Source organism: Hypericibacter terrae, assembly GCF_008728855.1.
GTDB lineage: Bacteria > Pseudomonadota > Alphaproteobacteria > Dongiales > Dongiaceae > Hypericibacter > Hypericibacter terrae.
In genome coordinates, this window is sequence record NZ_CP042906.1 from 4,612,912 (window position 1) to 4,635,406 (window position 22,495).

General features: G+C 66.6%; 11 protein-coding genes. 7 read left to right on the top strand and 4 right to left on the bottom strand.

Annotation, left to right across the window (positions count from 1 at the left end; all coding sequences use genetic code 11):
• Positions 1-38: 38 nt before the first annotated feature.
• Together FRZ44_RS21225 and FRZ44_RS21230 are read right to left on the bottom strand one after the other, a co-directional pair.
• Positions 39-581 (bottom strand): DsbA family protein, encoded by a 543-nt coding sequence (locus FRZ44_RS21225; protein ID WP_151179054.1) that lies wholly within the window; start codon positions 579-581, stop codon positions 39-41.
• A gap of 2 nt (positions 582-583) precedes the next feature.
• Entirely contained in the window at positions 584-1,060 is a 477-nt protein-coding gene (locus FRZ44_RS21230; protein ID WP_151179055.1) for a redoxin domain-containing protein, read from the bottom strand.
• Between the two features lie 369 nt (positions 1,061-1,429).
• Here FRZ44_RS21230 and FRZ44_RS21235 point away from each other — a divergent pair, with 369 nt between their 5' ends.
• The 6 genes from FRZ44_RS21235 to FRZ44_RS21260 all read left to right on the top strand — a co-directional run bounded on the left by FRZ44_RS21235 (position 1,430) and on the right by FRZ44_RS21260 (position 9,361).
• On the top strand, positions 1,430-2,095 hold the full coding sequence (locus FRZ44_RS21235) for a TetR/AcrR family transcriptional regulator (RefSeq protein ID WP_151179056.1): 666 nt from the start codon (positions 1,430-1,432) through the stop codon (positions 2,093-2,095).
• The gene (locus FRZ44_RS21240; protein ID WP_151179057.1) at positions 2,092-2,823 is read left to right on the top strand and encodes an oxygen-binding di-iron domain-containing protein; all 732 of its coding nucleotides are present in this window, start codon (positions 2,092-2,094) and stop codon (positions 2,821-2,823) included. Before FRZ44_RS21235 ends, FRZ44_RS21240 begins: the two co-directional genes overlap by 4 nt.
• A gap of 137 nt (positions 2,824-2,960) precedes the next feature.
• Positions 2,961-4,637 (top strand): thiamine pyrophosphate-binding protein, encoded by a 1,677-nt coding sequence (locus FRZ44_RS21245; protein WP_151179058.1) that lies wholly within the window; start codon positions 2,961-2,963, stop codon positions 4,635-4,637.
• 219 nt (positions 4,638-4,856) lie between these two features.
• Positions 4,857-5,171, top strand: coding sequence for a hypothetical protein (locus tag FRZ44_RS21250; protein WP_151179059.1), 315 nt, complete (start codon positions 4,857-4,859; stop codon positions 5,169-5,171).
• Entirely contained in the window at positions 5,168-7,447 is a 2,280-nt protein-coding gene (locus FRZ44_RS27120; protein WP_191908226.1) for a N,N-dimethylformamidase beta subunit family domain-containing protein, read from the top strand. The genes FRZ44_RS21250 and FRZ44_RS27120 overlap by 4 nt, the downstream gene beginning before the upstream one ends.
• A 222-nt stretch (positions 7,448-7,669) precedes the next feature.
• Positions 7,670-9,361, top strand: a complete 1,692-nt coding sequence (locus tag FRZ44_RS21260) for a SulP family inorganic anion transporter (RefSeq protein ID WP_151179060.1) — start codon at positions 7,670-7,672, stop codon at positions 9,359-9,361.
• A 9-nt stretch (positions 9,362-9,370) separates the two neighbouring features.
• On the opposite strand, the gene FRZ44_RS21265 is transcribed toward FRZ44_RS21260, so the two are convergent.
• On the bottom strand, positions 9,371-10,570 hold the full coding sequence (locus FRZ44_RS21265; RefSeq protein WP_151179061.1) for an acyl-CoA dehydrogenase family protein: 1,200 nt from the start codon (positions 10,568-10,570) through the stop codon (positions 9,371-9,373).
• Positions 10,571-10,679: 109 nt separating this feature from the next.
• On the opposite strand from FRZ44_RS21265, the gene FRZ44_RS21270 reads away from it, so the two are divergent.
• On the top strand, positions 10,680-11,486 hold the full coding sequence (locus tag FRZ44_RS21270) for a class I SAM-dependent methyltransferase (RefSeq protein WP_191908227.1): 807 nt from the start codon (positions 10,680-10,682) through the stop codon (positions 11,484-11,486).
• A gap of 15 nt (positions 11,487-11,501) precedes the next feature.
• On the opposite strand, the gene FRZ44_RS27540 is transcribed toward FRZ44_RS21270, so the two are convergent.
• Positions 11,502-21,974: a Calx-beta domain-containing protein gene (locus tag FRZ44_RS27540; RefSeq protein WP_151179063.1), complete on the bottom strand. Its 10,473-nt coding sequence runs from the start codon at positions 21,972-21,974 to the stop codon at positions 11,502-11,504.
• Positions 21,975-22,495: the final 521 nt, after the last annotated feature.

The following is a 22,495-nucleotide window of genomic DNA, read 5'->3' on the forward strand; positions in this document are numbered from 1 at the left end:
CGCCTCGCTTCGCAAGGCTTCCGAGCCGGGAGGACCGCTCAACGCGCTGTGGCGGCGTTGCGTGCTGTGGCCTCGATCGCGTCCTCCATGTCGGCATAGTCGTAGTCGCCGTCATAGCGCCGGCCGTTGATGAAGAAGCCGGGCGTTCCGTTGACGCCGCTGCGCACCCCGCCCATGAAATCCTGCTCGACCTTTGCCTTGTACTGGCCCTTGGCCAGGGCCTGCTCGAGCGCCGGCGCCGACAGGGCCAGGCTGCCCGCCAGGGTGAAGAGCAGCGGCAATCCCAGGCGGTCCTGATTGTCGAAGATCCCGTCATGCATTTCCCAGAACCGCTTATGCGCGGCGGCAAACTCCGCGGCTTCGGCGGCCGGCGCCGCCAGGGGGTGAACCTCAGTCAAGGGGAAGTGACGGAAGACGAAGCGTAGTTTGGCGCCGAAATGGCGCTGCAGCCTTTTGACGACCGGGTGCGCCGCCGCGCAATGAGGGCATTGGAAATCGCCATACTCGACCAGCGTCACGAGGGCGTCCTCGGATCCTTCGATATGGTCGAGCGACGTGACGGGAACGCGCAGGGTGGCCATCGTCAGCCTCCTTTGGTGGGCATCCGCTCCAGCGCGTCGAGGATTCCATCGGCGCCCGGATTGACGGCAATCGGCGAGCAATAGCTCCAGAAGATCACGCCCTTCTCGTCGATGACGAAGAGCGCGCGCTCGGCGACGCCGTCGCCGGCGCGATAGGCGCCGTAGGATTTCGCGACCGCGCCCTTGGGCTCGAAGTCGGCGAGCAGCGGGAAGTGCAGATTGCGGGTCTCGGCGAAGGCGCGGTGACACCAGGCGCCGTCGACGGAGATCCCGAGCGGCTCGGCGCCCAGCTTGCGAAACTCCGGCAACACCTGGTTATAGAGCGCCATCTGGTCGCCGCAGACCGGGCTCCAATCGGCGGGATAGAAGGCCAGGACCACGCGGCGGCCCCGAAACTCGGTCAGCGACAATGTCTGATCGGGCGTGACAGGAAGCGTGAAGTCCGGCGCCTTGGTGCCGGCGGCCAGGATGGTTGCCATGGAGTCCTCCCCGTCGTTCGATCGCCGTCGCGAGCAGGCAGCCCGGAGCGTCCAGCGCCAACCTTTCATCCGGCAACCCCGGCGGCTTGAACGAATCGGTCGAGATCGACCGAATGGCGGGGCCGGTTGGGCCGGGAAGCCACCCGTGAGCGTCATCGGACCCCATTCACAGTCCTCGCTCGGCCCCGGACCGATGGGCGCAACACCCCGTCGCGGAAACCGCGGCGGCCCGGCCAAGCGCCGGAGCTTCGGCATCGTCCCCGGCATCGCACCCCCCAGGGCCGGTCCCCTGTCCGACGAGGCTTGACGATATTTTAATTGGATGTATAATCCAGCCAATTTATTCTACTATGCAGATCGACCGGCACCATGTCGCCACGCCGCTATCGCCTGGGCCGCCGCGCCGAGGCCAAGGCCGACACCCGCGAGCGCATCGTTGCCGCTGCGGTGGCGTTGCATCGCAAGAAGGGCACGATCGCGACCCGCTATGCCGATCTGGCCAGGCAGGCCGGCGTCTCGCTTCAGACCGTCCATAATCACTTCCCGACCCTCGGTGCGCTGCTGCCCGCCTGCACCGGCATGGTCGCCGCCACCGCGCCGCAAGTGACGGCGGCGCTCTTCGAGCCGCTTCAGGCGCCGGAAGACCGGCTCGACGCCCTGATGACGGCACTCTTCGCCCAGCATGCGCATTTCGAGCCCTGGATGCGCTGGGCGGTGCATGAGGCGCGCGCGGTTCCTGAGCTGGAGGCCGGCATCCGCCGATGGCGCGACGATCTCGCGGCTTTGCTGGCCAAGGCCGTGGCCCCCGGCTTCGCCGGCAAGCCGCCGGCCGAGATGGTGGCCTTGCTCGCCACCTTGCTCGATATCGAGAGCTGGCTGCGGCTTCAAAGCCAGTCGGCCCTGAGCGCGAAGGCCGCGAACGCCGCCTTGCGTCACGGCGCCATCACATGGCTCCGGCAGTATCTCGCCGCCGCTCCATCGCAAGTCAGGCCCGGAACGCGCGCCGCCGCATCGACCAGGGGAGACCGGTCATGACCGTCACCGACAAGGATACGGGCACCAACATCGCGGAGATCGCCGACGGCATCTTCCGCATCAACACGCCGATTCCGCCCAGCGCCTTTCCGGGCGGGTTCTCCTTCAACCAGTATCTGATCCTCGACGACGAGCCCCTGCTGTTCCATACCGGCCCGCGCGCGCTCCTGGCGCCGATCACGGACGCCATCGCGGCGGTCATGCCGATCGAGAAGCTGCGCCATGTCGCCTTCTCCCATGTCGAGGCGGACGAGTGCGGCACGCTCAATCAGCTGCTGGCGCTGGCGCCGCAGGCCCAGCCGCTCTGCGGGCAGATCGCGGCGATGGTGTCGATCGGCGATCTCGCCGACCGGCCGCCGATCGCGCTCCATGACGGCGAGACGCGCTCGCTGGGCCGGCACCGGGTGCGCTGGCTGGATGCGCCCCACCTGCCCCATGGCTGGGAATGCGGCTATCTGTTCGAGGAGACCAGCGCCACGCTGCTCTGCGGCGATCTCTTCACCCAGCCCGGCATCGGCGCCGATCCCTTGACCGGCGGCGACATCCTCGGCCCCAGCGACGCCTTCCGCCGCCAGATGGAGTATTTCTCGCATTCGCCCCAGACCGCGAGCCTGCTGGCGAAACTGGCCGCCACCCGGCCGCAGCGGCTGGCCTGCATGCATGGCAGCGCCTGGGAGGGCGACGGGGCGGCGATGCTGGATAGCTTGCGGCAAAGCCTGGGTCACTGAGGACCGGGCCCTGGCTTTCGCGGCCCCGGCTTTCGCGGCACCGGCGCCCGGGGTTGCCGCCGCCCCCGGGCCGGGCTATGCCAGGGCCCTTGTCTCACCGGCCCCCTGTGGCCTTCCCGGAGCCTCGAGAGCCTTTCATGACCGATGGCGGCAATACGCGGACGGGCGGCCAGATCCTGGTCGATCAGCTCGCGATCCATGGCGTCTCCCATGTCTTCTGCGTGCCGGGCGAGAGCTATCTCGCGGCCCTCGACGCCTTCCACGACCAGCAGCAGATCCGCCTCTTCGCCTGCCGCCAGGAAGGCGGCGCCGCCAACATGGCCGAGGCCTTCGGCAAGCTGACCGGCAAGCCCGGCATCTGCTTCGTCACCCGCGGCCCCGGCGCCACCAACGCCTCGATCGGCGTTCATACCGCTTTCCAGGATTCGACGCCGATGATCCTTTTCATCGGCCAGGTGGCGCGCGATCAGGTCGAGCGCGAGGCGTTCCAGGAAATCGACTTCCGGCGCATGTTCGGGCCGATGGCGAAATGGGTCGCCGAGATCGACGATGCGCGGCGCATCCCCGAGCTTGTGAGCCAAGCCTTTCACCGTGCCGTCAATGGCAGGCCGGGCCCGGTCGTCATCGCGCTCCCTGAGGACATGCTGACCGACCGCGTCGCCGCGGCCGATGCCGGACCCTACAAGCCGGTGCAAGCCCATCCCGGCGCCGACGAGATCGCGCAGTTGCGGGGGCTTCTGGCGGCGGCCAAGCGGCCCTTCGTCATCCTGGGCGGGGGCGGCTGGAACGCGCAGGCCGTCGCCGACATCAAGAGCTTCGCCGAAGCCAACGACCTGCCGGTCGGCTGCTCCTTCCGCTGCCAGGACCTGTTCGACAACCGCCACCGCAATTATGCGGGCGATGTCGGCATCGGCATCAATCCCGCGCTCGCCAGGCGCATCAAGGACAGCGACCTGCTGCTCGTCATCGGTGCGCGGCTGGGGGAGATGACCACCAGCGGCTATACGCTGATCGACATCCCGGTGCCGAAGCAGAAGCTGATCCATGTGCATCCGGGTGCCGAGGAGCTCGGCCGCGTCTATCAGGCGGCGCTACCGATCAACAGCGGCATGCCGCAGATCGCGGCCGCGCTGAAGGCGATGACGCCGATCGATCCGACGAGCCGGGCCGCCTGGGTCCAGGCGATGCGCGCCGACTATCTGACCTGGACCCAGGCGCCGAAAAATGCCGGCGAGCTGCAGATGGGCGAGGTGGTGGCCTGGCTCAACGAGCATCTGCCCGAGGACACGATTCTCTGCAACGGCGCCGGCAATTACGCGACCTGGCTCCATCGCTTCTTCCGCTATCGGGGATTCCGCACCCAGCTGGCCCCCACCAACGGCGCCATGGGCTACGGCTTCCCCGCGGCCATCGCGGCCAAGGCGACGGAGCCGAAGCGCACCGTGGTCTGCTTCGCCGGCGACGGCTGTTTCCTCATGACCGGCCAGGAGCTCGCGACCGCCGTGCAGTACGAACTGCCGGTCATCACCGTGGTGGTGAATAACGGGATGTACGGCACCATCCGCATGCATCAGGAGCGCCATTATCCCGGCCGCGTGACCGCGACCGACCTGGTCAATCCCGATTTCGCGGCGCTGGCGCGGGCCTATGGCGCCCATGGCGAGACGGTCACGCGCACCGAGGAGTTCGTCCCCGCCTTCGAGCGCGCGAAGGCCTCGGGCAAGCCGGCGCTGATCGAACTCAAGATCGATCCCGAGGTGCTGACGGTGAGCCAGACGCTGTCGCAGATCCGCGCGGCGGCACTTAAGAAGTAGAAGCGGACGCGCTGCGCGCGGACTCTCCTTGTCTCCTCTCTCACTTCTGGGAGAGGGCCAGGGAGAGGGTGGACGCGATGCCGATATCGAGCGGCCCCCTCCCTTACCCTCCCCCTCAAGGGGGGAGGGGACCTGTTACTCACAGCCGCGCGTTGACCGCCCGCGCGTTTCCCTCTGTAATCCCTCGCACCCTTCCCGCCTCGAGGAACCCTTCCGCCCATGTTGCCGATCGACCCCGCCCGCAAGGATCTCGTCGAAGAGTTCCGGCGGCAACCCTTCGGAGTGCATAGCCCCGATCTCCAGCTCATCCTCAACCGGCTGCGGGCCGAGCCCCTGGCGGGGCGCTACACGCTGATCACGACCCGGCCGAAGCGCGAATGGATGATCGCGACCCTGTCGGGCGAGCGCGGGAAGCCGCCGGAGCTCGTCTCCGAGACGCGCTACACCGACCCCGCCGCGGCCGAGTGGGAGATCTTCAAGCTGCGCTGGCTGCGCGCGACCGGCGAGACGCTGACCGGCGAGGTCGGATCGTGACGCGCGACGCCAAGGGCCTGCCGACCCGGACTCTCGTCGGCTATGCGGACCGCTGGGCGGCAGCACCGGGCGACACGCTTTCGTTCATGACCTCGAGTTTCGGGCCGGAGCGCTATCGCGCCGAGCTGGTGCGGCTCGCGGGCGACGTCTCGGCCCCCGGCCATAACGAGCGCGTCGTCGCGAACGACGCCAATCGCGATTATCCGGCGCGCCGGCAGGAGATCCATGCCGGCTCCTACGCCGAGATCGCGGACAGCGCCGTGCTGCAGCGGCTCAAGAGCTTCACCGTCGCCCTCTTCGCCTGGCCGACGACGCCGGGCCGCGGCCGCCAGGCGCTCGTCGGCAAATGGGACGAGGCGAAGCGCGCGGGCTTCCTGCTCGCGATCGGCGCCGACGGCACGCTGACGCTCGAGCTGGGCGACCGGGAAGGCCGCACCGCCACGATCTCGACCAAGGCGAAGCTCCTGGCGCGCGAATGGTACTGGCTTTCGGCCAGCTACGACACGGTGAGCGGCGCCGTCACCCTGCAGCAGCAGCCCCTCGCCCACTATGCCAAGGCGACGGACCGCGCCGCGGTCGCGACCGACATCCATCTGGGGGCGCTCGCCATCGACAATGGCCGCCCGCTTACCTTCGCAGGCCTGGTCGAGACCGCGAGCGACCGCCGGCCGCGCGCCATCGCCCGCTATAACGGCAAGATCGAGGCGCCGCGGCTGGCTTCGCGGGCACTCGACCCCGCGGAGACCGAGCAACTGCAGGGCCAGGATCTGCCGGCGAAACTGCGGCCGAGCCTGATCGGCTTCTGGGATTTCTCGCGCGGCATCTCGTCGACCCGCATCGAGGACCTTTCCGATGCGCGCCATCACGGGCTCGTCCGCAACCTGCCGACCCGCGCGATGAAGGGCCACAACTGGGACGGCACCGTGCGCGACTGGACCCTGGCGCCCGAGCATTACGGCGCGATCCATTTCCACGAGAACGACCTCTATGACGCCGGCTGGCAGAAGGATTTCGACCTGACGCTGCCCGCGGATCTGCCGAGCGGCATCTATGCGATGCGGCTGACGGCGGGCGAGGAGATCGAGCGCGTTCCCTTCTTCGTGCGCGCCAGGCCGGACGCCGCAGCAGGCAAGCCGCGCGCTTTGTTCCTGGTCCCGACCTGCAGCTACATGGCCTACATCAACGAACGGCAGAGCTTCGACGGGGCGCTCGGCGAGCAGGGCGCGGGCCATGTTCCGGGTCTGGGCGCGGAAGACCTCTTCCTCAACCAGCACCGGGAATATGCCTATTCCTTCTACGACACGCATGAGGACGGCTCGGGCGTGTCGATCTCCTCACGGCTGCGGCCAACTTTGAATGTGCGCCCCGGCCATTCGACCAGCTGGGTCGGACCCGGCGGCGCCGGGCCCTGGCAGTTCGCGGCCGATCTCGACATCCTCGGATGGCTGGAGAGCCAGGGTTTCGATTATGACATCGCCACCGACGAGGATCTCCATCGCGAGGGGCTGAACCTGCTGTCGCGCTATCCGGTGGTGCTGACCGGATCGCATCCCGAATATCACTCGACCCGGATGCTGGATGCGCTGCAGGGCTATCTGCAGCGCGGCGGGCGGCTCATGTATCTGGGCGCCAACGGCTTCTACTGGCGCATCGCCTTCCATTCCGAACTGCCGGGTGTGATCGAGCTGCGGCGCACCGAGGACGGCGTGCGCGACTGGCAGGCCGAGCCCGGCGAATATGTGATGAGCTTCTCGGGCGAATATGGCGGCCTGTGGCGGCGCATCGGCCGGCCGCCGCAGATGCTGGCCGGCGTCGGCTTCGCCGCCCAGGGCTTCGACGTCTCCTCCTATTACCGCCGCCGCCCCGGCAGCTTCGATCCGCGCGCGGCCTTCATCTTCGAAGGCATCGGCAAGGACGAGAAGATCGGCGATTTCGGGCGCGTCGGCGGCGGGGCCGCGGGCCTCGAGCTCGATGCGGTCGACCGGCTGCTGGGCTCGCCGCCGCATACGCTGCTGCTGGCGGCTTCCGAAAATCATTCCAATGTCTATCTGATGGTGCCCGAGGAGGTGACCAGCACGATCCCGGCGGTCTCGGGCGTCGATTGCGCGGGCGTGCGCGCCGAACTCGCCTTCTTCGAGACGCCCCAGGGCGGCGCCGTGTTCTCCACCGGCTCGATCGCCTGGGCGGGCGCGCTCAATCACGAAGCCGGCCGGAACAATGTCTCGCGCATTACCGGTAATGTGCTGAAAAGGTTCCTCGATCCGGCGGGGTTCTGAAAAAGGATCCGCGCAGGATAAGAATCACAGCGTCCCCTCCCCGCGGTGCTCTCGCTGACGCTCGGCACCGCTGCCCCTCCCGCAAGGGGAGGGGCCGTGAAGCTCTCGACAACTCAGAAGACTCACGCCCCCTCCCCTTGCGGGAGGGGGTAGGGGGAGGGGTTTGCCGCAAACCATGACGGTCCATGCTAATGTGACTCCGGCCCGCGACCGAGGTCCCGCATGCAGCTCGAGACGATCTTTCCGATCTGGGCCGATCTGCGCGGCTACCGCCGCGACTGGCTCTCCCACGACATCACGGCGGGGCTCGGCATCGCCGCCATTGCCATCCCGATCGGCATCGCCTATCCGGCGATCGCGGGATTGCCGCCGGCGACGGGCCTTTATTCCACCATCTTTCCGCTCGTCGCCTTCGCCCTGTTCGGCTCCTCGCGGCAGCTCATCGTCGGCCCCGACACCGCCGCCTGCACCGTCCTCGCCTCCTCGCTGATCCAGCTCGGCGCGAGCACCACCGACCAGCGCGTCGCGCTGGCCACCAGTTTTGCCGTGCTCGTGGGCATCCTCTGTCTGGTGGCGGCCCGATTGCGCCTGGGCTTCATCGCCAATTTCCTGTCGCGCCCGATCCTCGTCGGCTATCTCTGCGGCGTCGCGCTGTCGCTCTTCGCCGGTCAGATCGGACGCGTCACGGGCGTGGCGATGACCGCCCATGGTTTTCTCCGGCCCTTCATCGAGCTGGCGCAGCGGATCGGGGAAATCCATGGCCCGACGCTGGCCCTGGGCGTAGGACTCTTCCTGCTCCTGCGGATCATGCGGCGCTTCACGCCGCGTCTCCCGGGGCCGCTCGTCGCCGTCGCCGTGGCGATCCTGCTGTCCTGGCTGCTGGAGCTGCAAGGTCATGGCATCGCGTTGGTCGGCAGCATCCCGACCGGGCTCCCGGCCATGTCGCTGCCGCGTCTGCGCGACATGGCCTCCGAAGATGTCGCCCTCAGCACCGTCGGCATTCTCCTGGTCAGTTTCAGCAGCGGCATCGTCACGGCGCGGAGCTTCGCGGCGCGCAATCGCTACCGCGTCGATGCGGACCGCGCCCTGGTCGGATTCGGCGCCGCCAATATCGCGTCCGGCCTGTTCGGCGGCTTCCCGGTCACGGGGGCGGACTCGCGAACCGCGGTCAACGAGGCGCTGGGCGGCAAGACCCAGCTGGCTGGGCTGGTCGCCGCCCTGGCACTCGGCTTCTCCCTCTTCTTTCTGACCGACCTTCTCGCCTATCTGCCGCACGCGGCACTGGGCGCGGTGCTCGCCTCGGCGGCCGTCGACCTGTTCGACGTCCGCGCGCTGTGGCAGATCTGGCGCATCAATCGCATCGAGTTCGTCTTCGCGCTCCTCGCCATCCTGGGCGTGATCCTTTTCGGCGTGCTCGAGGGCGTGCTGGTGGCCATCTTCGCGACGCTGATCTGGCTGATCGGCGCCGCCGCCCAGCCGCGCGACGCCCTGCTCGGCCGGATCGCGGGCCGTGACGGCTTCTACAAGCTCCATCGCTATCCGGACGCCGAGCCGATCCCGGGGCTCACCGTCTATCTGCTCGAAGGGCCGATCGTGTTCTTCAACGCCGATCGCCTGCAGAACCGGATCCGGTGGATCGTGGACCGCCTCCCGGTCGCCACGCAGTATTTCGTCCTCGACGCCGGCGCCATCAACTATGTGGATGGAACCGGCGCCATCGCGCTCAGCGAAATCGCCGACGAACTCCTGCGGCGCGGCATCAAGTTCGCCGTGGTGGACCTGCACCACAAGCCCCGGCAGCTCCTCAAGCGCGCGGGCTTCTTCGTCCAGATCGGCCGCGACCATGTATTCGACCGGCTCGAGGATGCGGTGGCGGCGCTGGCGCCCGGTGGGACGTCCGCTCCCGCGAGCTGACGGCGTCGGCTAACCCCACTTCCAGAAATCGTTCCCCGCCTTCGTCAACTCCTGCGACAGCACCATGCGATGGACCTCGGAGGCGCCGTCCACCAGCCGCGCCTGGCGGGCATAGCGGTAGATCCATTCGAGGATCGTGTCCTTGGAATAGCCTCTGGCGCCGCAGAGCTGGATCGCGGTGTCGACCGATTTGTGCAGGACGTCGGCGACGGCGACCTTGGCCATCGAGACTTCCTTGCGCGCCTTGCCGGTCCGCTCCAGCGTCCAGGCGGCATGCATGGTGAGGAGCCGGCCGATCTGGATTTCCATGGCGGCACCGCCCAGCATCATCTGCACCGATTCGTGATCCTTGAGCGCGGCGCCGAAGGCCTGGCGCTCGGCGACATAGCCGGCGGCGATCTCCAGCGCACGCTTGGACAGGCCCAGCCAGCGCATGCAATGGGTGAGACGCGCGGTCGAGAGGCGGATCTGCGTCGCCTTCAGCCCCTCCCCCACCTCCATGAGGCGGTTCTCGTCGGGAATCTCGAGCCCGTCATACTCGATCTCGCAATGGCCGCCATGTTCCTCCGGCCCCATGATCGGGATGCGGCGCAGGATGCGCCAGCCCGGATCCTTCGCGTGATGCAGGAAGGCGGTGAGGCCGCGGCGCGCATCGTCGGAGGTGCGCGCGATCAGGATGAAATGCTCGGCCCCTTGGGCGCCGGTGATGAACCATTTGCGCCCCCGCACGATCCAGCGGTCGCCCTTCTTCTCGGCCCGCGTCAGCATCATGCCGCCGGGATCGGAGCCCGAGCCCGGCGCCGGCTCGGTCATGACGAAGGAGGAGCGCAGCCTGCCTTCGACGATCGGTCTTAGCCATTTTTCCTGCTGGTCGGGCCGCGCGACCTTTTCCAGGAGGATCATGTTGCCATCGTCGGGGGCGGCGCAGTTGAAGGCGACGGCGCCGAAGATCGAGCGCCCCATCTCCTCGTAGCAGGCGGCCATGCCGGTGACCGGCAGGCCCTGGCCGCCCAGCCGCCTCGGCATCTGCAGCGCCCAGAGACCCTCCGCGCGCGCCTTCTGGCGCAAGCTCGCCAGCCGGTCCTCGCGGACGTTCTCATGCGCGTCATAGGCGCTGGGATCAGCCTCGACCGGGATGATGTGATCCTCGACGAAGGCACGGATGCGGCGGCGGTAATCCTCGATCTCGGGGCTGAGGGCGAAATCCATCGATAGGGGTCCTTGGGCAGAAGGGGCGCGGATGATAGCAAGCTGGCCTGGTCGGATCGACCTGCCTAATCTGCTCTTCTCTGCCGTGGAAACCCTCGAGAGCGACCGCATGACCATGGATCGCGACGCTGCCATCGATCCGGGGCGGACCATCGATTGGAGCCGCACCAGCGCCGACTATGCGCAGCACCGCCCCGGCCCGCCCGACAGCTTCTTCGCCAGGCTGCAGGCCCTGGGCGTCGGGCTTCCGGGGCAGCGCATCCTCGATCTCGGCACCGGCACCGGGCTGATCGCGCGGCGCCTGGCGAAGCAAGGCGCCAAGGTCGCCGGCATCGATATCGCAACCGGACAGCTGGCCCAGGCCCGGCGCGCGGCGGAAGCCGAAGGCCTCGCGATCGATTTCCGCGAGGCGCCGGCCGAGGATCCGCCCTTCTCCGATGGCAGCTTCGACGCGGTCACGGCCAATCAATGCTGGCTCTATTTCGACAAGGCGCGTCTCCTGCCGAGGCTGCGCCGCCTCCTCGCGCAGGGCGGCCTCATTGCGGTCAGCCATTTCTCCTGGCTGCCGCGTCGCGATCCGATCGCGGCCGCGACCGAGGCGATCGTGCTGAAGCACAACCCGGCCTGGACCGGCAAGGACTGGGACGGCGAGGTGCCGGTGCCGCCGGCCTGGATGACGCCGGATCTCGAAGTCCGCGGCTTCTTCGTCTATGACGAGGCGATTCCCTTCACGGCGGAGAGTTGGCGCGGCCGCATCCGCGCCTGCCGCGGCGTCGGCGCCTCGCTCGAGCCCGAGGCTGTCGCCGCCGTGGATCGCGACCTGGCGCAATGGCTGGCGGCCCATGCCGGCGAGCGCTTTACCGTGCTGCACCGGCCGGACGCGACGATCCTGGGTTTCCGGGAGCCCGCGGTCTGAAGGAATTCGTCGCGATCAGAGCGTACCGACCGCGACATCGCCCGCATCGAGGATGCCGCTCGTAACCTGGACGGTTGCGATCTGCACCTCGAAGCCGTTGCCGGTATTGCCGTCGGTATTGACCCAGAGTTCGTTGCCGTTCTGGAACTGATAGCCGCTGTTGATCCCGCGATCGACGGTCGCGGTGCCGAGCGCGTCGAACAATCCGTCCAGATCGATCTGGTCCTGATCGTCAGCGTTGAAACCCTGGATCACATCCGTCCCGGAGATTGCGCCGTCACGATACTCGACGCGATCGGCCGAGGAATCGAAGGCGCCCAGATCGACAAGGTCGCTGCCGTCGCCCGGTGCGATGACGTTGGCGCCGCTGCCACCCTGGATGGTGTCATCGCCCGCACCACCGAGGATCGTGTCGTCGCCCTCCAGCCCATTCAAGACATTCGCGACGGCACTGCCCTGGATATAGTCGGTCTGATGCGAGCCGCGGACATCTTCGATCGAGACCAGCGTGTCGATCCCGCCGCCGCTGTCGATCGCCGTCCCGGCTGCCAGTGTATCCAATCCAACGATGATGGCAGCATCGCTCAGATTGACCGTCACGCCACCGGCTTCCAAATGGTAGCGGACCTCGTCAGTGCCGCCGCCGCCATCGAGCAGGTCGTTGCCAGCGTCGCCGCGCAGGGTGTCGTCACCGCCGCCAGCGTAGAGGACGTCGTCGCCGTCATTGCCGCTCATCCAGTCGCCGCCGACGATCGTATCGCCGCCGAGATCGACCAGGTTGCTGCTGCCATAGATCGTGTCGTCGCCGGCTCCCCCGCTCATGAGATCCCGGTAGCTTCCTTCGACGGTCTCCGTTTCCGCCGCCGTCGCCGCTCCGCCGCCGGAGATCACGTCGTCGGTCGCCGTCGTGAAGTCGCCGGTGATAAGCTCGCTCCAGGCTCCTTGCGCGCCGCCGATCAGGCCGGTCGGCGTGAAGATGATAGAGATCGACGGGTCATTGCCGTACCACAGATTGTCGGCGCCCAAATCGGCCTCGACATGAGCGATGCCATGGCCGGAGCCCGCATATTGATCCTCGATCCGGACCGAGCCATCGAGAGCCCAGTCATAGGTGGAATCGGCAACGCCCGCGATCCAGAGATCGTTGCCGTCGCGCCACCAATCGATGTCATAGACATAGCTGTCCGGATCGAACTGAAGAACATCCGCTCCGTCCGCGTCGACGATGATGTCGTCGCCCTCGCCGGGGGCGCGGACGAACCAGTCGGCTCCCGCGCCGCCAAGCAGCAGATCGGCGCCGCCGCCGCCCAGGATCGTGTCGCTATCGCCACCGCCCGTCAGCGTATCATCGCCGAAGCCGCCCTGGAGCCGGTTGATGCCGCCGTCGCCCACCACATTGTCGTTGTAGTCCGAGCCGACGATCCCTTCGATCGAGACATAGGTATCCGTGCCGCCATAGCCATCGGCGCCGGCACCGCCGGCGATGATGCTCGCCACCACATCGCCAGGCGCCTGGTCGTAATAGACGAGATCGAAGCCGCCTTCCCCGTTCAGGATGTCGTTGCCGGCCCGGCCTTGCAGGATGTCGTCGCCCTCGCCCGCCAGAATGGTGTCGTCCCCACCCTCGCCGACCAGCCAGTCATGACCCCATCCGGCAACGATGCTGTCGTCGCCGTCGCCGGCCCAGACATTGTCGTAATACCCGCCATTCCCGAGGATCGTGTCGCTGCCGTCGGTCCCCGGCAAGAGCTCGGCATAAGCGCCCTGGTCGGTGCCGACCAATCCGCCCGGAGTCACGAAGACAGTATAGTCGAGGCCGGTCTGATCGAGATCGTTGTACCAGGCGTTGTTCCAGTAACCGAGATCGATCGAGAAGCCATCGATGGCGGCGCCGGCATACTGGTCCCTGACGGTGACCGAGCCGGTTTCGCCGAAGTCGTAGTTGCCGTCGACCGCGCTGCCGATGACCAGATCGTCGCCGACGCGCTGGTAGTGGAAGTCGTAGTAGAACGGCCCTCCGGTGAAGGCGACGGTGTCTCCCGCCGTTGCATTCTCGATGGTGTCGAAACCGTCGTCGAGGTAGCCGGAATGGAGATAGACATCGGCGCCGGCGCCGCCATCCGAGAGATCGTTGCCCGCGCCACCGACCAGTGTGTCGCCGCCGCCCCCGCCCCCGAGGGTATCGTCTCCGCCGCGCCCCTCGAGCCGGTTGTTGACAGTGTTGCCGGTGAGGTTGTCGGCCTGCTCCGAACCGCGCAGGCCCTCGATGCTTACATAGCTGTCGATGCCGCCATAACCATCGTTGCTGGCGCCACCGGTTAGAAGGTTGGCGACGACACCGACAGTGGCGCGGTTGTAATAGACGAAATCGAAGCCGTTGCCGCCGATGAGAAGGTCGGCGCCTTCGCGGCCTTGCAGGATGTCGTCGCCATTGCCGCCATTGACGGTATCGTCGCCCTGGCTTCCGACCAGCCAGTCATTGCCCCAGCCGGCGACAATGCTGTCGTTGCCGCCATAGCCGAAAATCTCGTCGTGATACCCGCCATTGCCAAGCAGCGTCTCGCCGCCGCCGGTGCCTTGCAGAATCTCGGCATAATCGCCCTGGTCGGTACCCGTCAACCCGGCAGGCGTCAAGACGGTCACGTTGCCGCTGCCGACGACGCTGGGGTCGTTGTAGAAGATCGCGTCGTCATAGCCGAGATTGATCGTGAAGCGGTCGATCGCCGCCCCGGCATAGTGGTTCTTGATCGTGACAGACCCCGTATCGGCAAAATCGTAATTGCTGTCGACGGCGCTGCCGATGACCAGATCGTTGCCGATGCGGTCGTAGTTGAGATCGAAGAAACCGGAACCGGTGAAGATCACGGCATCGCCCGCGGTGGCATTCGCGATCGTGTCAAAGCCGTCGGTCATGAACCCCGAGTGGAAATAGAGATCGGCGCCACCACCACCGTCGATACTGTCATTCCCTTCGCCGCCGATCAGCGTGTCGCCGCCGCCGCCGCCGGCCAGAGTGTCGTTGCCATTGCGGCCCTCGAGCCAGTTGCCGTTGCCATCGCCGGCCAGATTGTCGTCATGTGTCGAACCGATCAGCCCCTCGATACCGGTGAAGCTGTCGGTACCGCCCTGCCCGTCGTCGCTGGCGCCGCCGGCCGCCAGGCTGGCTGTCACGCCGGCCGTGGCACGGTGATACCAGACCAGATCGAAGCCGTTCCCGCCGATGAGGACGTCGTTGCCGTCGCGGCCCTGCAGATTGTCGTCGCCATTGCCGCCGTCGATCGTGTCGTTGTCCGCATTGCCGACCAGCCAGTCATTGCCGTCGCCGGCCACAATGCTGTCGTCACCCCCGCCGCCATAGATCTCGTCGTGATAGCCGCCATTGCCGAGGATGACGTCGGCGGCGGCCGAGCCTTGCAGAATCTCGGCGAAGGCCCCTTGATCGCTGCCGATGAGTCCACCGGGTGTCACGAAAACCGCATAGTCGAGCCCGGTCAGGCTGGTGTCATTGTAGTAGGCGTTGTTGAGGAAACCGAGATCGATGGTGAATTTTTCGATCGGAGAACCGGCATAGTGATCCTTGATGGTCACCGAGCCCGTATCTGCGAAATCATAGTTGTCGTCGATGGCGCTGCCGATGACGAGATCGTTGCCCACGCGATCGAAATTGACGTCGAAGAAGAAGGGCCCTCCGGTGAAGGTGACGACATCGCCCGCAGTCGCGTTCTCAATGGTGTCGAAACCGTCGCTCAGATACCCGGAATGATAGTAGAGATCGGCGTCCGGCCCACCATCGAGCCCGTCATTGCCGCTGCCACCGATCAGTGTGTCGGCACCGGGGCCACCTTGAAGCGTGTCGTCGCCCGCCAAGCCCTGAATCCAATCATCCCCGTCATGGCCCTGGATGCTGTTGGCGTTGGCGGTTCCCCGCAACACTTCGCTCCCCGTTACGCCACCCGGAATCTCGGTGGTCACGGTGCCGGTTTCGATCGATCCCGGGGAGGCGCCCGAGATCACCACGCTGAAATCCTCAGTATTCTCGGGCTCCGTATCCGCGATCGCGTGGACCGTCAGAGTCTGCAGGGTCGCTCCGCCGCCGGTGAAAGTGAGCACCGTGGTCACGGCGTCGAAATCCACCCCCGAAACCGCGTCCGACGCGCCCCCGGGCGCCAATCCTGTCGCCACCGTGATCGAGGCAGTCACGCCCGTTGCCAGCGCCGCCCCGGCATAGCTGACCGTATAGCTGGCGTCGACACCCTCATTGACCTGGGCTGATCCGGTAATCGCCCAGGCGAGGTTTGTGCCGTCATCGTCGATGATGTCTGTGGTCACCGTGCCGACGGCCACGGTGCCGATCGAAACCACACCGAGCGCGACCTGATAATCCTCATTGGGCTCCACCACGGTGTCGTTGTTTGTGTGGACCGTCAGCGTCTGAGCTGTGGTGCCGCCACCGGCGAAGGTCAGGACAGTGTTGACATTGTTATAGTCGCTACCGCCGGTCGCATTCGGAGCGCCGCCTGCCGCGGTTCCGGTCTGCACCGTGACGAAGGCTGTTTGACCGGCGGCCAGCGTTGCGCCGCTATAAGCGACCGTGTAGGTGCCATCCGCCCCCTCGGTCAGCTGCGTCGTACCCGTGATCGACCACTGCAGGCTCGAAGCATCATTGTCGAGAATGTTGGTCGTTGCCGTCGGCTGGGCGATGGATCCCGAGCTCTGGCCCGAGAGCTGGACCTGGTAATCCTCGGTGCTCTCGACCTGGGTGTCATTCTGGGTATGCACCGACACCGTCTGGGCCGTCGACCCGCCGCCGGTGAAGGTCAGGACCTGGGCGACCGAAGTATAGTCCGTGCCCGCCGTCGCATCGGGGGTGCCGTTTCCGGTGCTGCTACCCGTCGCCACCATGACGGTCGCGCTCTGGCCCAGGGCCAGCGTTGCGCCGCTGTAGGCGACTGTGTAGGTGCCATCCGCCCCCTCGGTCAGCTGCGTCGTACCCGTGATCGACCACTGCAGGCTCGAAGCATCATTGTCGAGGATGTTGGTGGTTACCGTCGCATTGACGATGGTCCCCGAGCTCTGGCCCGAGAGCTGGACCTGGTAATCCTCGGTGCTCTCGACCTGGGTGTCATTCTGGGTATGCACCGACACCGTCTGGGCCGTCGACCCGCCGCCGGTGAAGGTCAGCACCTGAGTGAGGGAGGTGAAATCCACGCCCGCCGTCGCATCGGGAGTCCCGTTTCCGGTGCTGCTACCCGTTCCCACCGTGATGGTCGCCGTCTGGCCAACGGCCAGTGTTGCGCCCGTGTAGCTCACCGTGTAGGTGCCATCCGCACCCTCGGTCAGCTGCGTCGTGCCGGTCACCGACCACTGCAGCCCCGAAGCGTCATTGTCGAGTATGTTGGTCGTCGCCGTTGGCTGGGCGATGGCCCCCGAACTCTGGCCCGAGAGCTGGACCTGGTAGTCCTCGGTTCCTTCGACCTGGGTGTCGTCCTGGGTGTGCACCGACACCGTCTGCGCCGTCGCCCCGCCGCCGGTGAAGGTCAGCACCTGAATGAGCGAGGTGTAGTCCACGCCCGCCGTCGCATCCGGAGCGCCACCAGCCGCCGTGCCCGTCGCCACCGTGATTGTCGCGGTCTGGCCGGCATCCAGCGTCACGCCCGTGTAGCTCACCGTGTAGGTGCCATCCGCACCCTCGGCCAGCTGCGTCGTGCCGGTGATCGTCCACTGCAGGTTCGAAGCATCGTTGTCGACGAGATTGGTCGTCGCCGTTGGTTGGGCGATAGTCCCCGAACCCTGGCCCGAGATCTGGACCTGGTAGTCCTCGGTGCCCTCGACCTGGGTGTCATCCTGGGTATGGACCGCCACCGTCTGCGCCGTCGCCCCGCCGCCGGTGAAGGTCAGCACCTGAGTGAGCGAGGTGTAGTCCACGCCCGCCGTCGCATCCGGAGCACCACCAGCCGCGGTTTCGGTCGCCACCGTGACGGTCGCCGTCTGGCCCACGGCCAGTGTTGCGCCCGTGTAGCTCACCGTGTAGGCGCCATCGGCCCCCTCGGTCAGCTGCGTCGTACCCGTCATCGACCACTGCAACCCCGACGCGTCATTGTCGAGGATGTTGGTCGCCGCCGTTGGCTGGGCGATAGTCCCCGAACTCTGGCCCGAGAGCTGGACCTGGTAGTCCTCGGTGCTCTCGACCTGGGTGTCGTCCTGGGTATGCACCAATACCGTCTGGGTCGTCGGCCCACCGCCGGTGAAGGTCAGGACCTGGGTGAGCGAGGTGTAGTCCGCGCCCGCCGTCGCATCCGAGGCACCGCCCGCCGCGGTTCCAGTCGCCACCGTGATGGTCGCGCTCTGGCCCACGGCCAGCGTTGCGCCGCTGTAGCCAACCGTGTAGATCGCGTCCGCCGCTTCATTGACCTGGCTCTGGCCGGTCAGGCTCCAGAGCAGGTTTGAGGCATCGTCATCGACGATCGCGGTGACGGCGGTCCCCGACACGACCAAGCCGCTCGATGGCCCGCTGATCGCGACCTGATAGTCTTCGGTGCCTTCGACCAGACTGTCGCCGCTGGTATGCAGGGCGAGCGTCTGGGCTGTCGGATCGCCACCCGTGAATGTCAGGACGAGATTGACGGCGGTGTAGTCGCTCCCGCTGATTGCATCCGGCGTCGCGCCCGCGGCAATGCCGGTTTCGATCGTGACGACGGCCGTCTGGCCCGGCGCCAGCCCCGCGCCCGCATAACCCACCGTATAGACAGCATCGCCGCCTTCATCGACCGCGCTTGCGCCCGTGAGCGACCACAGCAGGCCGCCACCGTCATTGTCGACGATATCCGTGCCGGCCGTGCCGACGGCGATGGCGCCCGCGGAGGGACCGGAGAGCTGGACGCTGTAATCCGCCGTGCCTTCGACCACGGTGTCGTCGCTGGTCTGAACCGAGACGGTCTGCGCGGTCGGTCCTCCCCCGCTGAAGGTCAGAACGACATCGAGGGCGGTGTAGTCGGTTCCGGAGACTGCGTCGGGAGTGCCGGCGTTGGTTCCCGGTCCGGTCGCGACCGTGACGACCACGCTCTGCCCCGGCGTCAGGACGGCGCCCGCATAGCTCACCGTGTAGCTGGCGACATTGCCTTCGACGACCTGCGCCTGCCCCGCGATCGACCAGGCGAGGTTCGACGCATCATCATCGACGATTTCGGTGAAGACCGTAGCCGTCGCCACGCTCCCGGCGGAAACCGAACCCAGAGTGACCTGATAGCCCTCCGTTCCCTCGAGCAGCGTATCCTGAAGGGTCGTCACGTTGACGGTCTGATTCAGCGGGCCACCGCCGGTGAAGGTCAGGACGAATCCATCGCGGCTGGCGAAATCGACAGCTTCCGTCGCCGCGCCGCTGCCGGTCTGAAGGGTCGCGAAGGCCGACTGACCCGGCGCCAAAGCGGCGCCGCCATAGCTCACCGTATAGACAGCGGTGGCGCCCTCCCCGACCTGTGTCGCTCCGGAAAGAGTCCAGACCAAACTCGACGCGTCATTGTCGAGGATGTTGGTGGCGGCAGTCGCAGCCACGATGGAGCCGCTCGACACCGGGCCGATCGTGACCTGATAATCCTCGGTGCCCTCGACCAGCGTGTCGTCGACCGTATGTACGGTCAGCGTCTGGGCCGTGGCGCCGCCGGCGGTAAAGGTGAGGACAATGTTCGCATTGTTGTAGTCGCTGCCGCCGATGGCATTCGGGGCGCCGCCCCCGGCCGCGCCGGTCTGCACCGTCACCGAGGCGGTCTGGCCGGGAGCCAGGGCAGCGCCCGAATAACCCACCGTATAGGTGGCGTCGGCGCCCTCATCGACCTGGGTCTGACCGACGATCGACCAACTCAGGTTCGACGCGTCGTCGTCGAGGATGACGGTGCTCACGGTCCCGCTAGCCACAGTGCCATGTGAAGGACCGGAGAGCTGGACGGCGTAATCTTCGCTGCTTTCGACCAATGTGTCGTCGACCGTCGCCAGGGACAGAGTCTGTGCGGTCGGACCGCCTCCGGTAAAGGTCAAGATCATGTTGACGGTGGCATAGTCGCTGCCACCGATGGCATCGGGCGATCCGCTCGGCGCCGCTCCGGTCGCGACCGTGATCGTTTCTGTCACCCCGGGCAACAAGGTGGCGCCGCTATAACTCACCGTATAAACGGCATTGGCGCCTTCACTGAGCTGGCTCTGCCCCGAGATGCTCCAATGCAGATTGGTGACGTCACCGGCCTCCGGATTCTGATCCGCCACCGCGATGGTGAAGTTCTGGGTCGAGGGGGACGTTCCGCTGCTCGAAGCCTGGACCGTGATGACATGGCTGGTCGCGGACTCGAAATCCAAGAGCGCGCCGTTCGCCACCGTCACCACGCCGCTGGTCGGATCGATTGCGAAACGTCCGCCGGCATCGTCCGTCAGGCTGTAGGTGACGGTATCGCCATCCGGATCGATCGCCAGGGCCGTCACCCCGACGATAGCGCCGTTGGCGGCATTCTCTGCGACTTGATTGTCGGCGGGGTTGGCATCGGTCGGCACCCCCGGCGGCTCGTTGACGTCTGCAACCCCGATGGTAAACGTCTGCTCCGAGGCGGCGCCGAACGGATCCGCCGCGTGTACCGTGATGTCGTGACTGGCTGCTGCCTCATGATCGAGCAAGGCGCCGTTGGCGACGGTGACGACACCCGTCGCGGAATCGATCGCGAATCGGCCGCCCGCGTTGTTGGTCAAGGAATAGGTGACGGAGCCGCCATTGGGGTCCGTGGCTTGTGCCGTGAGGGCGACCGTCGTGCCGTTGGCCGCATTCTCTGCGACGCTGTTGGCATCCGCGTCGGAATCGACGGGTGTACTGGGCGGAAGATCGGCGATGGTGACGGTGAAGCTCCGTGCGACCGTGTCGGAGCCGTTGGTCGCTTGCGCCGTGATGCTGTGGCTGGTCGCGGCCTCGGAATTCAGGAGCGCGCCGTCGGCCACCGTGACCACGCCGGTGTTGGGATTGATCGCGAAGCGCCCGCCGGCGTCGTCGGTCAAACTGTAAGTGACCGTCCCCGTCAATTGCGGCGCGTTCACCGTGATGCCGACCGGCGCACCCGTCGCCGCGGCCTCGGCGATTTGGTCGCCCGTTCCGTTGGTATCGACCAGATCCGGCGGCGGCGGGGGTGGCTCGTTCTGGTCCGGTGGCGACGGAGGCGGCAGAACCTCGAACTGCGGGCCGGACGGCGATCCGGCGGTCGGCGGCAGCGAGCCGCCGGAACCGCTGCCACCACCACCCAAGGCACCCCCGCCCGCGCTGCCGGAGCCGGGGCCTTCGTCCGTTCCCGAGAGCGCACCCGTCTCGCCCTCGGGCGCCACGCCCGTGGGCGAGAAGAAAGCGAAATTGCCGCTGCCGCTGTCGCCCGCGACATTGCCGCTGCCCTCGCTCCCTGGCGAGCCCGCCGCCGTCTCGAACTGGGAGGCCTGCGCCGCCCCCTGGTCGCCGGGCTGGTCGTTCTCGCCCTTCTGCTGCTCTTGCGGCTGCTCTTGATGCGGCTGGTTGTTGTCGGGACTGGTCAGGGTGTGGGTGATGCTGGGTACCACGCTTTGAATGGTGCCGACGCTCTTCAGCAGGGTGTCGCCGGGCTGCACCGAGAGGGACGGTGGGCTGTTCGGCGAAGTGAAGTCGATCGTCGAGCCGGCTTCGGACAGCTTGTAGGAATGGCCCGTATTGTCAGTAAAGGTGATGGATTCCTGCTCGGGGTCGTTGTCTTGCACGACCCAGGCTTTGACCGCGCCCTCCGGCGTTACGTCGCCGCCACCCGTCGTTCCACGGATGCCGATACTGCCAGCCGGAGTGGTGATCACCATGCCATCGCCGGATGCGGGCGCTATCGCACCGGTGATGAACACAAAGGCGCCGGTGACAACGGAGATCCCAAGTCCGTTGTCGCTCCCCGCAGGGTCATAGATCAGCTTGTCGATCGCTATTCGCCCGTTGTCGGCCAACGCGAAGGTGGTCTTGTCTACGAACTGGATGTTGATGGCGCTGCCGTCGCCGGTCTCGACGATGTCGTTGAGATAGATCGGGCTGCCGACGGCGAGCGGTCCGGTCACACCATTGGGATGCGTGACAGTTGCGCTGCCGGTGATGGCATGGACCTCGCCGATCGGATCGCCGAGGCCGCTCGTCTCGGTGCCTTGCGCCAATTGCGTCGGAACGGAAGGTGCCGACAGCAGCCCGACGAGCCAACCGGGAACAAGCGCACCGTCGAAACTCACCAGCTCGACGGGTTGCGCGGCGGAGAAGTAGTGCTGAATGAGGACCGTCTCGCCATTAGCGAGATGAACCACGAGATCGTCGCCCAAGTGGACGAAGTCGGCGTGCAGCAAGGCCTCTGCCGGCCAGGGCAGCTTGCCGTCGAAACTACGGGCATCGAGAACGAGCGAAGCGGATTCTCGCGCATCGTCGCTTGATGTCAGGCCATTATCGCCAGACGTTCCCTCGGTAAGCATCTTCCCCTTCCGAGGGCCTTCCCATGGATCAGTTTCTTATTTCAAATTGCACTCGCTCACAGGCCGGCCCACCTCTGTTGATTCATTCCCTTGCATGTCGACCCCTGGTTCCGGCGCAGCGTGACCCCTCTGTCATCGGCGCGGCCTCATCAATGATCGATCGGGAGAATAATGACCCGGTTTTTCGCCTTTACATTGATAGGATATCAATCCGTGCCCGCCCCACAAGGCTCGAAATATCCTTAATGCGCGATCGCTTCGCTGCTTCGTCGAGCAGGATGCCGGACGATTCCCCGGGTTGCCGTCATCGCCAAAATGGAGGAGGCACCGGAGAATTCTGGCCCGCAAAGGACAATGAGGCTGCCAGGGCCTGTGCCTCCGCGCACAAGAAACCCTGCTGAATCAGGATGATCGCCCGAACCGTCACGGCTATGATCGACATAGGCGCCGAGCCCTGTCACAAAGCCGCCGCACGATCGGGATCACAATCACCGCTTTTTGTCGTCAGAGGACGAATCGAA